Origin of the sequence: Pseudomonas sp. ICMP 561 (genome assembly GCF_002699985.1) — a bacterium.
Lineage (GTDB): Bacteria > Pseudomonadota > Gammaproteobacteria > Pseudomonadales > Pseudomonadaceae > Aquipseudomonas > Aquipseudomonas quasicaspiana.
Map to the genome: position 1 here is coordinate 66,884 of NZ_LKBT01000001.1, position 13,641 is coordinate 80,524.

The 13,641-nt window shown below is 58.3% G+C and carries 12 protein-coding genes; 11 read left to right on the forward strand and 1 reads right to left on the reverse strand.

The genetic code is table 11. The features are described from left to right. Nucleotides 1–101 precede the first annotated feature (101 nt). The 6 genes from AO242_RS00315 to efeO (AO242_RS00340) all read left to right on the forward strand — a co-directional run bounded on the left by AO242_RS00315 (nucleotide 102) and on the right by efeO (AO242_RS00340) (nucleotide 7,054). Nucleotides 102–995: a LysR family transcriptional regulator gene (locus AO242_RS00315; RefSeq protein ID WP_099267505.1), complete on the forward strand. Its 894-nt coding sequence runs from the start codon at nucleotides 102–104 to the stop codon at nucleotides 993–995. 59 nt (nucleotides 996–1,054) lie between these two features. After that, entirely contained in the window at nucleotides 1,055–2,218 is a 1,164-nt protein-coding gene (gene ampC / locus AO242_RS00320; RefSeq protein WP_176560548.1) for a class C beta-lactamase, read from the forward strand. Nucleotides 2,219–2,645: 427 nt separating this feature from the next. Further along, nucleotides 2,646–3,509: an iron uptake transporter permease EfeU gene (gene efeU / locus AO242_RS00325; RefSeq protein WP_099267249.1), complete on the forward strand. Its 864-nt coding sequence runs from the start codon at nucleotides 2,646–2,648 to the stop codon at nucleotides 3,507–3,509. A gap of 8 nt (nucleotides 3,510–3,517) precedes the next feature. After that, complete coding sequence (gene efeO / locus AO242_RS00330; protein ID WP_099267250.1) at nucleotides 3,518–4,726, forward strand: iron uptake system protein EfeO; 1,209 nt, start codon at nucleotides 3,518–3,520, stop codon at nucleotides 4,724–4,726. A 154-nt stretch (nucleotides 4,727–4,880) separates the two neighbouring features. Then, nucleotides 4,881–6,197, forward strand: coding sequence for an iron uptake transporter deferrochelatase/peroxidase subunit (gene efeB / locus AO242_RS00335; protein WP_027902480.1), 1,317 nt, complete (start codon nucleotides 4,881–4,883; stop codon nucleotides 6,195–6,197). Nucleotides 6,198–6,235: 38 nt separating this feature from the next. Next, complete coding sequence (gene efeO / locus AO242_RS00340; RefSeq protein ID WP_027902481.1) at nucleotides 6,236–7,054, forward strand: iron uptake system protein EfeO; 819 nt, start codon at nucleotides 6,236–6,238, stop codon at nucleotides 7,052–7,054. A 211-nt stretch (nucleotides 7,055–7,265) separates the two neighbouring features. Here efeO (AO242_RS00340) and AO242_RS00345 read toward each other — a convergent pair whose 3' ends face one another. Continuing rightward, nucleotides 7,266–7,934, reverse strand: coding sequence for a polysaccharide lyase family 7 protein (locus AO242_RS00345; RefSeq protein ID WP_095099420.1), 669 nt, complete (start codon nucleotides 7,932–7,934; stop codon nucleotides 7,266–7,268). A gap of 565 nt (nucleotides 7,935–8,499) precedes the next feature. Here AO242_RS00345 and AO242_RS00350 point away from each other — a divergent pair. Genes AO242_RS00350 through AO242_RS00370 form a run of 5 tightly spaced genes read left to right on the forward strand, consistent with a single transcriptional unit; the run spans nucleotide 8,500 to nucleotide 13,574 of the window. Beyond that, nucleotides 8,500–8,952 carry a MarR family winged helix-turn-helix transcriptional regulator gene (locus AO242_RS00350; RefSeq protein WP_099267251.1) on the forward strand — a complete coding sequence of 151 codons (453 nt, stop codon included), beginning with the start codon at nucleotides 8,500–8,502 and terminating at the stop codon, nucleotides 8,950–8,952. Continuing rightward, nucleotides 8,949–11,036, forward strand: coding sequence for an FUSC family protein (locus AO242_RS00355; RefSeq protein ID WP_176560549.1), 2,088 nt, complete (start codon nucleotides 8,949–8,951; stop codon nucleotides 11,034–11,036). The genes AO242_RS00350 and AO242_RS00355 overlap by 4 nt, the downstream gene beginning before the upstream one ends. After that, nucleotides 11,033–11,242, forward strand: a complete 210-nt coding sequence (locus tag AO242_RS00360) for a DUF1656 domain-containing protein (protein ID WP_027902485.1) — start codon at nucleotides 11,033–11,035, stop codon at nucleotides 11,240–11,242. The genes AO242_RS00355 and AO242_RS00360 overlap by 4 nt, the downstream gene beginning before the upstream one ends. Further along, on the forward strand, nucleotides 11,239–12,138 hold the full coding sequence (locus AO242_RS00365; RefSeq protein ID WP_099267252.1) for an efflux RND transporter periplasmic adaptor subunit: 900 nt from the start codon (nucleotides 11,239–11,241) through the stop codon (nucleotides 12,136–12,138). The genes AO242_RS00360 and AO242_RS00365 overlap by 4 nt, the downstream gene beginning before the upstream one ends. Continuing rightward, nucleotides 12,135–13,574 (forward strand): efflux transporter outer membrane subunit, encoded by a 1,440-nt coding sequence (locus AO242_RS00370; protein WP_099267253.1) that lies wholly within the window; start codon nucleotides 12,135–12,137, stop codon nucleotides 13,572–13,574. The genes AO242_RS00365 and AO242_RS00370 overlap by 4 nt, the downstream gene beginning before the upstream one ends. Nucleotides 13,575–13,641: the final 67 nt, after the last annotated feature.

Consider the following 13,641-nt stretch of genomic DNA (forward strand, 5'->3'; position numbering starts at 1 on the left):
TCAACGAGTATTGAAAACACAGGTAAGCTTTGTAAATTGAAATGTTCGGCATGCTGCATTCGAAAAAACAAAACCATACGAATAAAAACAGGCACACGACCATGAAGAATTCGATTCAGCACATCCGAGCCTTTCTCGCCGTCGCCCATAGCGGCAGCTTTGCCAAAGCCGCTGTGGAGTTGAGCCTGAGCCCGTCGGCCCTCACCGTGCAGGTCCAGCAGCTCGAAGACTGGCTCGGCGTGCCGCTACTGGAGCGCAGCCCGCGCCATGTAAGCCTCACAGCAGCCGGCCAAAGCAACCTGATGCCGATGGAAAAACTGCTGCTGGACCTCGACAACATCGTCAGCGGTTCTCGGGATCTGGCGGCATTGAAGCGCGGCGTAGTGACCATCGCGGCCCTGCCCTCCATGTGCTCGAGCACTCTGCCGCCCGTGCTGCGCCTGTTTCGGGAACAATTCCCCGGCGTCGAAGTGCGCTTGCGCGACGTGGTAGCCCAACGTATCGACGCGCTGGTACGCGAAGGCGAGGTGGATTTCGGCTTAGGCGTACGCGCGCGAATGTCGCACGGCCTGGAGTTCGAAGTGGTGCTGACCGACCGTTTGTGCCTGTTCGTGCCGAGCAGTCATCCGCTGGCCGGAAAGCCATTAATCAAACTTGATGAGCTTGCCGATCAACCTATTATTCTGACCGGTCGGGACAGCAGCGTGCGTGAGCGGGTCGAACAATTGTTCGCCGATGAACACCTGACGCTGCTACCCGGGCTGGAGGCCAATTACATGTCCACGGTGCTTGCGCTGGTTCGGCAAGGCCTGGGCATGACGTTACTGCCGGAGTCGGCGGATGAAGGCCGGGATGATATGGTTTGCGTGCCCGTCGACCACCCCGGCGTGAGTCGCGACATCGGCTTGATCACCCGAAGCGGTCAGGGTTTAAGCCCGGCGGCTCGGCAGTTTATTGAGCTTTTGGGAAATACCCTGCGACAGAATGTTTATTGAGGGCATGGCATCCAAGCGAATATTTTCCGCGCTCTGAATGGAATCCAAGGAATCTCTTGATGCGTTTGATGACTCAATCGTTGCTCTTCGCGTGCAGCCTCTCGTTCACTTACCTGGCAAACGCTGCCCAGACGAAACCGGATATTGATGCGGTAACCCTTGAGGCTTCCGTGCGTAAAGCGGCCGCGCAAGTCATGCAGCAATACAACATTCCCGGCATGAGCATTGCCGTCACGGCCAATGGGCAACAGCATTTTTTCAACTACGGCATTGCCTCCAGAGACACCCGGCAGGCGGTGAGCAGCGACACTTTGTTCGAGGTCGGCTCGATCAGCAAAACATTTACGGCGATCCTGGCGACATACGCTCAGGCAAACGGTCAGCTATCCCTTCGCGACCATCCGGGCCAGTACCTGCCACAACTGAAAGGCAGCGCCTTCGACCAGGTCAACCTGATCAGCCTCGCCACGCACACGGCGGGCGGTTTTCCTTTGCAGGTGCCGGATAAAGTTCAGAACACCGAACAATTGATGAGTTACCTGAAAGCCTGGCAACCGCAATACCCGGCAGGCAGCAAACGCACCTACGCCAACCCGAGCATCGGCATGCTGGGGATGATCACCGCGAAGGCAATGAACACCTCGTTCGAGCAGGCAATGGAGCAGCAACTGTTTCCAAAACTCGGACTGACCAACAGCTATCTGAATGTGCCAGCCGACAAAATGAAGATGTACGCGCAGGGCTACGACGCGCAAGATCAGCCGGTCCGCTTGCAGGGCGGCGTACTCGGGAATGAAGCCTACGGGATGAAATCCAGCGGCAAGGATTTGCTGCGTTTCGTTGAGTTGAACATCAACCCAGGCAGGGCCGACCGTACGTTAGCCAAGGCGATTACCGATACGCATGTTGGATATTTCAAGACGGGCGCGATGACCCAGGACCTGGCCTGGGAGCAGTATCCCTACCCGGCCAGTCTGGAAACGTTGCAGGAAGGCAACTCGAACAAGATGGCGTACGAGACCCAGCCTGCCGTTGCGATCAACCCGCCGCTCGAACCGCAGCAGAATGTCTGGATCAACAAGACAGGGTCCACCACTGGCTATGGTGGCTATGTGGCATTTGTTCCAGAGAAAAAGATCGGCATCGTCATCCTGGCCAACAAGAAATACCCGAATGAAGTGCGGGTGAAGTTGGCGCATGAGATTTTGCAGGGACTGAATTAACCACTTTATCCCTGTAGGAGCTGCCGAAGGCTGCGATTGATTTTATCTGACACACCGAATCGCAGCCTTCGACAGCTCTCATCAAACATCACTTCGATAATGGATTTGAAACGCAGACCTGGTAGGAGCCAACTTGTTGGCGAGGCGCAATTTCTGACAATGCAGGTCCGACGTCTCGCCAACAAGTTGGCTCCTACCGGGTCACCCGTTTGCTCCGCTACAGCGGTGTGTCATAGACACAAGGCTGTTCCTACAGATGTATCCCCCGCCTGAACCCCACCTGAACAAGAACTCAAATCCTATCAAGGGCGAAAAAACAACTATACGCATTCAATAATGAGTATCATTATGTTACGTATTGTTTCAGGTATGACTCTTTTTGGTGGCCCTGAAGCAGATCAGCCTAACGCATTAACCCTGGTGAAACATGCTCGTTCCTTTTTTGATCATGCTGCGCGAAGGGATTGAAGCCGCGCTTATTGTTGGCATCATCGCCAGTTACCTGAAGCAGACCGGCCGTGGCGAGTGGATGCCCGCCGTGTGGATTGGTGTCTTCCTGGCAGTCGCGCTGGCGCTGTTCGTCGGGGGTGGTCTGGAACTGGTCAGTGCTGAATTCCCGCAAAAACAACAGGAGTTGTTCGAAGGGATCGTCGGGCTTTTAGCCGTAGCGATCCTCAGTTCCATGGTGTTCTGGATGCGCAAAGTGGCGCGTTCTATCAAGCATGCTTTGCACGAATCTCTCGATGCCGCTCTGGCTGGCTCGAAAAACCAGACCTATGCGCTGATTGCCATGGTGTTCTTCGCCGTGGCCCGCGAAGGGCTGGAAACCGTGTTCTTCCTGCTAGCCGTTTTTCAGCAGAGTGAAGGCGCCAGCGCGCCGCTGGGTGCCCTGCTCGGCCTGATCCTCGCGGTTGCCGTGGGCTTCGCCATCTACAGCGGCAGCATGCGTTTGAACCTGAGCCTGTTCTTCCGCTGGACCGGGTTGTTCATCCTTGTGGTGGCGGCTGGCATTTTGGCCAACTCGGTGCAGGCGCTGCATGAAGCCGGAGTCTGGAACCACATGCAAACCGTGGTCTTCGACATCAGCGCCACGTTGCCGATGGACGGACCAACCGGCTCGGTACTGGCGGGCATGTTCGGTTATCAGGATGCGCCCACCATCAGCACCCTCAGTGCTTACCTGATTTACCTGATCTTCGCGCTTGTTCTGTTCTTTATGCCCCACGCTCGGGTGGTGAGTTTGCCCACCCGACCGGCGCATTCGCATCCCTCTTCCGCTACAAACGAATAAGGCAACTCATGTCGAATCGTCCTACAGGGCTTTCAGATAAAGCCAAGCCACCTCGCGCCTTGAAATTGGCTGTCGCAGGCTCCGTGGTGCTCATGATCGCTGCAGGCGGGCTGTTTTATTACGCCTCGCAAACCGCCATGAAAAAGCGCGCCGCCAATAACAATGCGGAAACCGTGGTGACCATTCATGGCCACGCCTGCGAGCCGAATACGCTCACCGTGCCGGCTGGCAAGAACGCCTTTCGTATCGTCAACCGCTCCGAACGGGCTGTTGAATGGGAAATTCTCGATGGCGTTCTGGTGATTGAAGAACGGGAAAACATTGCGCCGGGCCTCAGCCAGGTGATCAACGCCAACCTGCAACCCGGCGACTACGCGATTACTTGCGGCCTGTTGAGCAACCCGCGCGGGACGCTGCATGTAACGCCGACTGCAGAGTCGGAGGCCAGTGCCAAGGCGCGCCCTTCGATGGTTGCTTTCATCGGTCCGCTGTCCGAATACCGGGTTTACCTGAGTACGCAGGGTTCAGCGCTGATCAAGGCGGTTAACGCCCTGCAGGACGCCATTGCGGCGGGCGATCTAAGCGCGGCACAGGCAGCTTATCTTCCGGCCCGGGCGGCCTATCAGCGCATTGCCCCCGCAGCCCAGCGTCTGGCCGAACTGGATAACGCAATCAACGCCCGCGCCGACTATTACGAAAAACGTGAGCAGGACCCAGGCTTCAGCGGTTTCCATCGCATCGAGTACGGCCTTTTTGACAAGCACAGCGTCGACGGTCTGCTGCCTGTCGCGCAGCGTCTGCAAGCCGATGTCACCACGCTGAAGCAGCAGTTGCTGGCGCAGAACATGGCGCCTGAACAACTGGCCAGCGTCATCGCCCGCAACATGCGCGGCCTCGCCGAAATCCGCAGCAACGGCGAAGAGGAGCGTTACAGCCACAGCGATCTGAACGGCTTCGTTGCCAACCTTGAAGGCACTCGCAAAGTCATCGACCTGCTGCGCCCGATGCTGGCCAAAAGCGCCAAGCCGCTGCTTGAGCAGATCGATGCCGCCGCCGCTGCGCTGGACACCGAATTGAATGGGCTGAGCACGGACAGCGGCATGCGCCCTTATGACCAGGTGGATGCCGTGCAACGCAAGTTGATTGCCGACAAGGCCAAAGCACTGGCGGATGCGCTGGACGGGATAGATGAGGCGCTTGGCCTTTCGGGCCTTTGATTTTATGTGGGAGCAGAGCTTGCTCGCGATAAGACTGGACGCAGTTCACTTTAGATCGCGAGACCTTTATCGCGAGCAAGCTCAGCTCCCACAAAGAACTCGCGACCGATCTCCCCGTTACCAAACAACTGATTTTTGAGCGAAGTAAACAGCCATGAACGACTCAGACAACAGCAACGCCCCACAATCCGTCCAACGCCGTCGAGTGCTGCTAGGCCTCGGTGCTGCGGGTGCGGCTTTGGCGGGTAGCAGCCTGAGCGGCAACGTATTGGCCGCCGCTCCGGCACAAGTCACCGAAGCGCCGAACAGCGAAAAGACCGCTGACCATAACGAGTTCCACGGTATCCACCAGACAGGAATCGTCAACCCGCGTCCGGCGTCCGGCATGCTGGTGGCCTTTGATGTGCTCGCCGCTGACCGGGAAGATCTGGAGCGTCTGTTTCGCACGCTGAACGAGCGCATCACGTTCTTGATGACCGGCGGAACAGTGCCGCAGATTGATCCGAAGTTGCCACCTGTGGACTCCGGCATCCTTGGCCCGGTGGTCACTCCGGACAACCTGACCATCACGGTTTCGGTGGGTGATTCGCTGTTCGACGAGCGCTTCGGCCTCGAAAGCGTCAAGCCCAAGCGTCTGAGCCGAATGGTCGGCTTCCCCAACGATGCGCTGGAAGCGGACAGCTGCCATGGCGACTTGAGCATTCAGTTCTGCGCCAACAGCGCCGACAGCAACATCCACGCCCTGCGCGACATCGTGAAAAACCTGCCGGACCTGCTGCTGGTGCGCTGGAAGCAGGAAGGCAGTGTGCCGCCGCAAGCGCCGAAGAAACCCGGCCAGCCGCCGGAAAGCGCCCGCAACTTCCTGGGTTTCCGCGATGGTTCGGCCAATCCGGATTCCAACAACCAGAAGACCATGAACGAACTGGTCTGGGTGCAGCCGGGCAGCGACGAACCGGGCTGGGCCGTGAATGGCAGCTATCAGGCGGTGCGGATCATCCGCAACTTCGTCGAGCGCTGGGACCGCACGCCTCTGCAAGAACAGGAAGCGATTTTCGGCCGGGTCAAAACCACAGGTGCGCCCATGGACGGGAAGGTTGAAACCGATGTGCCGAACTATGCAGCCGACCCTCACGGCAAGAAAACCAGACTGGATTCCCATATCCGCCTGGCCAACCCGCGCACGGCTGAAAGCCAGCGCAACCTGATCCTGCGTCGGCCGTTCAACTATTCCAACGGCGTTAACAAGAACGGCCAACTCGACATGGGCCTGCTGTTCATCTGTTACCAGTCCGATCTCGAGAAAGGCTTCATCACCGTGCAGACCCGCCTCAATGGCGAGCCACTGGAGGAATACCTCAAACCGGTGGGCGGCGGGTACTTCTTCACCCTGCCCGGCGTGATCAACGACCAGGACTTCATCGGTCGCTCACTGCTTCAGGCTTCGGCCAGCTCCGATACCAAAACTGCGTAATTGCCAACCCTTAAAGCCACCTCAACAGGAAGAGTCCCATGAAGAAGTTGCCTTTTGCTTTGCTGCTCACCGCCGGTCTGCTGCAGACCCCGGTTTTCGCCGCCACTGCGCCGCTGGACCTGGTAGGACCGGTTTCGGATTACAAGATCTACGTCACCGAACAGATCGGCGAGCTGGTCAGCCACACCCAGAAATTCACCGACGCGGTGAAGAAAGGTGACCTGGCCACCGCTAAGAAACTGTACGCGCCGACCCGCGTGTTCTATGAAGAAATCGAGCCAATGGCTGAGCTGTTCAGCGATCTGGACGCGTCCATCGACTCCCGTGTTGATGATCATGAAGCTGGTGTGAATGCTGAAGACTTCACCGGCTTCCACCGTCTGGAATACGCACTGTTCTCGCAAAACAGCACCAAGGATCAGGGCCCGATTGCAGACAAGTTGATGGCCGACGTGAAAGACCTGGAAACCCGCGTCGCCGGTTTGACCTTCCCGCCTGAAAAGGTTGTAGGTGGCGCCGCAGCGCTGCTGGAAGAAGTGGCTGCAACGAAGATCTCCGGTGAAGAAGACCGCTACAGCCACACCGACCTGTATGACTTCCAGGGCAACATCGACGGCGCGAAGAAAATCGTCGACCTGTTCCGTCCGCAAATCGAGAAGTCCGACAAAGTGTTCGCTGCGAAGGTCGACAAGAATTTCGCGACCGTGGACAAGATCCTGGCCAAGTACAAGACCAAGGATGGCGGTTTCGAAACGTACGACAAAGTGAAAGAGAACGACCGCAAAGCGCTAGTGGGCCCGGTTAACACCCTGGCTGAAGACCTGTCGACCCTGCGTGGCAAGCTGGGCTTGAATTGAGTTAACCCGATCCCGTGGAATTGGAGTGGAATTGATCTAACCCAATCCTGTGGAACTGGGGGAATTGATCTAACCCAATCCTGTGGGAGCCGGGCTTGCCCGCGATACATGAGACGGGGTTTGAAGACACACCGCGTTATCGTTTATCGCGGGCAAGCCCAGCTCTCACAGGGGTTTTGCATTCCCCTGTGAGATATCTGCCAAGCCTTATTCACGCCTTCTTGTCGTGATTGATGATCAGCTTGTAAAACGTTGCAGCCCCGCCTTCGGTGGCATACCCAGTGTTGTCCTGGGTATACACACCTGCCTTGAAATACAGCAGCTTGTCTTTCCACGTAGCATCCAGCTTGGCACCCCAAGCAAAGTCAGCCGCATTCACTGTCAGATTGCCTGCAGGCGTCAGGTGGATGCTGTAGCTGAACCGCACGTTCAACGGCACGCCTGAAGCAATGTTGATGACTTCGATTTCAGCGTCCGGGCTACGGCGGAATTTAGCGACGATATTGCCGGTCTGCAGTTTTTCCTTGAACTGGTACTCAACCTTGAGCAGCGGCTCGGTGCTTTGGAAAGCGTGAATCTGACCGATGACAATTTTGCCGGTTGAAGGCACTTGATTGACCGTGAGTGCAGCGCGCAGGAAATTGTCTGCCTGGGAGTAAGTCCAGTTGTAGACCTTGCCGTCCGCCGTCGTCTCTCGCAGTTCCGTCCGCGGGAATTTAGCGTTCTCCGTTTTGGACCCGGTTACCGGAGCCCAGAAGAACAATGTATTGCCAGAACGAAAATAACCATCCTGATAACCCTGAACCAGTTTAGGGGTATCAATAATCACGGATGGAGTGCCTACAGGAATGGAAAGGTTCCAGGTGGCGAGGTCGATCATCGCATGCTCACAAGGTGCGGCCAGCGCACCGACAAAGGTCTCTAAACCGGGCGCTTGAGCTCCCGGATGGCTTCGTCTGGCGTATCGGCTGAATCGATTTTTTTGTGAACAGGGTGCGACACTGAATTGGCGCCAATAAAACATCACCCAGTATTAAAGGCCAGTATTTCGATATCACGCATCGAATCAGGGCCCATGACCTCTCCTGCCCTGCAAGCATCATCAAATATGGAAACTGCGAAATGAGAACCACGTCAGTTTTTTGGACGTGCGTCCCGTAACTGCTGATTTACAGTTAAAAAAACATAAATAAATACCGACCAACGGTATGAAAATAATCAATTTGCGGGGCACTTTTTCAAATTGTCCATGTCTGCAAGGCCTCATCCCCCATAATTCTGTCTTTGATATCCAACGTCCGCTCGGCAGTGAACTGACTCTCTCCCGGCTAAAGCCGGTCCTACATTCAGGCTTGACTGTAAGACTTTGTTACAGGATTATAGTTAGCAAGCTAATTATGTTGTCACGAACAATATCCTCGCTAACTAATTTCCCGGTTTCAGTTATGTCCCTCGATTCACTGCAGATGAGCATCAGCAGCGGCATGGTCGCTTCGTCCCGACAATGGCGGCGGATCTGCCACAACACGCTGGTGCGCTATGGTGTTTCCGAAGCTTGCGCTGCGCCGCTGCTGATGATTCTGCGGCTGGGCGACGGGGTGAATCAGGTCACGGTGGCCCACGCAGCGGGCATGGAAAGCCCGACGCTGGTCCGCCTGCTCGACCAACTGTGCAATGCGGATATCGTCTGCCGCACCGAAGATCCGTCGGATCGCCGGGCCAAATCCCTGAGCCTTACCGAAAATGGCCGCGTGCTTGCGCTGGCCATTGAAGATGAGCTGCTGCGCTTGCGTCGCGAGGTGCTCAAAGGGGTGGCGAAGGAAGATCTCGAAGCAACGTTGCGCGTGTTTAAAGCCTTCAGCGATGCCGCCAATCAAGACAGCACGGGGTCGCTTTGAAAGACTTTTTCGCAGGCGTGCCCCCGGCGCGTGACTGGTTCTATGGCGTCCGGACCTTCGGCGCTTCCATGCTGGCGCTGTATATCGCGCTGCTCATGGAAATGCCGCGGCCCTACTGGGCGATGGCGACGGTGTATATCGTCTCCAGTCCGTTCGTGGGTCCAACCAGCTCCAAGGCGCTGTATCGTGCAATCGGCACACTCACGGGTGCAGCGGCGTCAGTGTTCATCGTGCCGATGTTCGTCCAGACGCCGTTTCTGCTCGCCATCGTGATCGCCCTCTGGACCGGCACACTGCTGTTTCTGTCGCTGCATCTGCGCACCGCCAACAGCTACGCGTTAATGCTGGCCGGTTACACCATGCCGCTGATCTCCTTCCCGGTGGTGGACAACCCCCAGGCGGTGTTTGAAATCGCCGTATCGCGTACCGAAGAGATCTTTCTCGGCATCGTCTGCGCAGCCGTGGTCGGCAGTATTTTCTGGCCGCGCCGCCTGGCGCCGGTCATGCAGGGCTCGGCAGATAAGTGGTTCAGCGATGCCTCGGCCTACTGCGACCGCTTTCTGTCACGCAGCGCCAATGCTGAAGAAGTCGGCACCCTGCGCAGTTCAATGGTTGGTACCTTCAATACCCTTGAACTGATGATCGGCCAGTTACCTCATGAAGGCGCCCGCAAACAAACAGTTCGCAACGCAAAAGAGCTGCGCGGCCGCATGATCCATCTGCTGCCGGTGATCGACGCGCTGGATGACGCTTTATGGGCATTGGAGCGGCGCACGCCAGAACTGGTCGCCAATCTCGCGCCGCTGTTGATCGAGACGCGCGCCTGGCTGGAAAACACCGCCAGCGGCCTGCAGACAAAACAATGGGAAACGCTGCATGGCGAACTGGATCGCCTGCAACCCAGTGCCGCTCAGCTCGATGATCGCCGTCAGTTGCTGCTGTCCAACGCGCTTTACCGACTGGGTGAATTCATTGATCTGTGGCAGGACTGCCGCACCTTGCAACACGCGATCAAGACTGACGACCAGACACCGTGGCGCGCCGTTTACCGGCACTGGCGACTGGCGCGCATTACGCCGTTTCTGGATCGCGGGCTGATGCTTTATTCGGTGATGACCTCAGTGCTGGCGATCATCGTCGCTTCGGTGCTGTGGATTCTGCTCGGCTGGACCGACGGTGCTGCCGCCGTGGCGCTGGCGGCAGTGTCGTGCAGCTTCTTTGCGGCCATGGACGACCCGGCTCCGCAGATTTACCGGTTCTTCTTCTGGACCATGCTGTCAGTCGTCTTCGCCAGCCTGTACCTGTTCGTGGTCCTGCCCAACCTGCATGACTTCCCGATGCTGGTGCTGGCCTTTGCGGTCCCGTTCATCTGCGTCGGTACCCTGACCGTGCAGCCGCGCTTCTACCTGGGTACCTTGCTGACCATCGTCAACACCTCTTCCTTCGTCAGCATTCAGAGCGCCTACGACGCGGATTTCCTGAACTTCATCAACTCCAACCTGGCCGGTCCGGTGGGCCTGCTGTTCGCATTCATCTGGACCCTGATCATGCGTCCGTTTGGTGTCGAACTGGCGGCCAAGCGCCTGACCCGCTTCAGCTGGCGCGACATTGTTGCCCTGACCGAACCCGCGACACTGGCTGAACATCGGGCCATGGGCGCACAAATGCTCGACCGTCTGATGCAACAACTGCCGCGTCTGACCATCACCGCGCAAGACACCGGCATTGCCCTGCGCGACCTGCGCGTGGCGCTGAATCTACTGGACATGCTGGCCTGGTTACCAAGGGCGCACGCGGGGCAACAGCTGTTGCTGCGCCAGGTGGTCGAAGAAGTCGGCAGCCACTTCCAGGCCTGCCTGAAAGCCGGTGAGCGCCTGCCAGCGCCCAAAGGCATGTTGATGACCATGGACCGCGCACGCCGCGCCCTGACCGTTGAACTGCTGGGCGAAGAACCGGCCCGCCTGCATCTGCTGCATGCCTTGAGCGGCCTGCGCCTGGCCCTGTTGCCAGGCGTGGAAGTCGTCAATGCCGCGAGCGAAACCGAAGAATTACCGCCCCATGGCCTCGACGGAGCGTCCCTATGATTGGCGATCTGGACATCAGCGGGGTCTTCGTACCCACGTTTCTCGCGCTGATGGGCATCACCTATTTACTGTTTCTCGGGGTCCACGCGGTGTTATCGCGTACCCATTTCTACCGTCTGGTCTGGCACCGGGCATTGTTCAACGTAGGTCTATACGCTTTGTTGCTCGGCGCCGTGGATACTCTCAGTCGATACCTGATGAAATGAAAAAACCTCTGCTTACTTTGGGCCGTGTGGTCCTGACTCTGCTGGTCGTGACCTTCGCCGCCATCGTGGTGTGGCGCATGGTCATGTATTACATGTACGCCCCTTGGACCCGCGACGGGCACATCCGCGCCGACATCGTGCAGATCGCGCCGGACGTGTCCGGGCTGATCGAAAAAGTCGACGTCGGCGACAACCAGTTGGTCAGCAAAGGCCAGGTGCTGTTCACCATCGATCAGGACCGCTTCCGCCTCGCGTTGCGCCAGGCCAAGGCGACGGTTGCCGAGCGTCAGGAAACCTGGGAACAGGCCCGCCGCGAGAACAAGCGTAACCGTGGCCTCGGCAATCTGGTGGCCCGCGAGCAACTGGAAGAAAGCCAGTCCAGGGAAGCCCGCGCCCTCTCCGCCTTGCAGGAATCCCAAGTGGCGGTGGATGCCGCCCAATTGAACCTGGATCGCTCGGTGATCCGCAGCCCGGTAGACGGCTACCTCAACGACCGCGCACCCCGCGCCCACGAGTTCGTTACCGCGGGTCGACCTGTGTTGTCGGTCGTCGACGGCGCTTCATTCCACATCGACGGCTACTTCGAAGAAACCAAGCTCGACGGCATTCATATCGGGCAGGGCGTGGACATCCGGGTGATCGGCGACAACGCCCGTCTGCGGGGCCACGTCGTGAGCATCGTCGCCGGTATCGAAGACCGCGACCGCACCAGCGGCTCCAACCTGCTGCCCAACGTCAATCCGGCGTTCAGTTGGGTACGTCTGGCCCAGCGCATTCCGGTGCGCATCGCCTTCGACGAAGTGCCGGACAACTTCCGCATGATCGCCGGGCGTACCGCCACCGTGTCGATCATCGAAGACAGTCAGGCAATTCACACAGAGGAGCCCGGCAAATGACACACCTTACGCGCCTGACGGCAACAGTCGGGCTTGGCTTGCTGCTGTCGGCGTGTCAGATGGTCGGCCCCGATTACCAACTGCCCAAGGACGCCGCGATCAATCGCCCGGACCTGCAGGGCGAGTTGGCCGGGGAATCGGTCAACACGATTTCTGCGCCCGTGCCATCTGACTGGTGGCGCCTTTATCAGGACCCACACCTGGATCAACTGGTGCAGCAGGCCATGGCCTCCAACACCGACCTGCGCATCGCCGCCGCCAACCTGCAACGCGCCCGCTACCAGACCTCTGAAGCTGAAGCTGCGGGCGGTTTTACCACCAGCGCCAAAGCCGGTGCGCAGCGCCTTCAAGAGTCCGGCGAAGCGTTTTTGCTGTCCGAGAAAGTCCCGGTGGGTAACGTCGGGGATGTGGGTATTACTACGTCGTACCAGTTCGATTTGTTCGGCACGCTGCAACGGGGTATCGAAGCGGCCAACGCCAACGTTGATGCCGCTCAGGCAGCTGCCGACACCGCACGCATCACCTTGGTGGCTGACGTGGTTCGCGCTTATACCCAGGTCTGCGCCGCCAACGAAGAGCACGACATCGCCATGGAGTCGCTGAGCCTGCAAAAGCAGAGCGTCAGCCTGACCCAGCGTCTGCGTGACGCCGGGCGTGGTGATGAAACTCAAGTAACGCGTTCGGAAACCCAGTTCAAATCCCTGAGCGCTGAACTGCCGCGTTACGAGGCGTTGCGTCAGACCGGCCTGTATCGTTTGTCGATGCTGCTGGCCAAACCGCTGGATCAATTACCGACGGGCGTGAGCACCTGTAATGAGTTGCCGCATATCGCGCAGGTAATGCCGGTGGGTGATGGCGCTGCACTGCTCAAGCGCCGTCCGGATGTGCGTCAGGCGGAACGGCGTCTGGCGGCATCGACCGCTGAAATCGGTGTGGCGACGGGTGAGTTGTACCCGGACATCAGCATTGGTGCGACCGTCGGCACCGTGGGCCTGTTGGAAAACCTGGGCAAGCCGGTCGCTAACCGTTGGGGCTTTGGTCCGTTGATTAACTGGACTGTACCATCGAACGGCGCTCGGGCCCGGATTCACGAGGCCGAGGCGTCGAGCCAGGCGGCATTGGCACGTTTTGATGGCGTGGTGCTGAATGCGATACGGGAAACCCAGACCGGACTGGCGCAATATACGGCGCTGTTGCAACGCCGTGATGCGCTGACCGATGCTGCGCAATCTGCGGAGCAGGCGGCGGATCAGACGCATCGTTTCTTCCAGGCAGGACGCGCTTCGTTTCTGGCTGATTTGCAGGCAACCCGGACCTACACCGATGTGCGCGCGCAGTTGGCGACGGCGAATACGCAGGTGGCAATGGGGCAGATTGATCTGTTTCTGGCGTTGGGTGGGGGTTGGGAGAGTAGCGGCTCGGCGCCTAAGCCTTGAGTGTTGCGGCTTGTGTACATATCCGTTACCGCGGTGATGGCGGATATTGGTTGCGCTTTTACAGCGC

Bases quoted from the DNA above. Each gene is read 5' to 3' on its own strand.
- efeO (WP_027902481.1), top strand. From the start codon at position 6,236: ATGAAGAAGTTGCCTTTTGCTTTGCTGCTCACCGCCGGTCTGCTGCAG.
- efeU (WP_099267249.1), top strand. From the start codon at position 2,646: ATGCTCGTTCCTTTTTTGATCATGCTGCGCGAAGGGATTGAAGCCGCG.
- AO242_RS00350 (WP_099267251.1), top strand. From the start codon at position 8,500: ATGTCCCTCGATTCACTGCAGATGAGCATCAGCAGCGGCATGGTCGCT.
- AO242_RS00345 (WP_095099420.1), bottom strand. From the start codon at position 7,934: ATGATCGACCTCGCCACCTGGAACCTTTCCATTCCTGTAGGCACTCCA.
- efeO (WP_099267250.1), top strand. From the start codon at position 3,518: ATGTCGAATCGTCCTACAGGGCTTTCAGATAAAGCCAAGCCACCTCGC.
- AO242_RS00360 (WP_027902485.1), top strand. From the start codon at position 11,033: ATGATTGGCGATCTGGACATCAGCGGGGTCTTCGTACCCACGTTTCTC.
- AO242_RS00370 (WP_099267253.1), top strand. From the start codon at position 12,135: ATGACACACCTTACGCGCCTGACGGCAACAGTCGGGCTTGGCTTGCTG.
- AO242_RS00365 (WP_099267252.1), top strand. From the start codon at position 11,239: ATGAAAAAACCTCTGCTTACTTTGGGCCGTGTGGTCCTGACTCTGCTG.
- efeB (WP_027902480.1), top strand. From the start codon at position 4,881: ATGAACGACTCAGACAACAGCAACGCCCCACAATCCGTCCAACGCCGT.
- ampC (WP_176560548.1), top strand. From the start codon at position 1,055: ATGCGTTTGATGACTCAATCGTTGCTCTTCGCGTGCAGCCTCTCGTTC.
- AO242_RS00315 (WP_099267505.1), top strand. From the start codon at position 102: ATGAAGAATTCGATTCAGCACATCCGAGCCTTTCTCGCCGTCGCCCAT.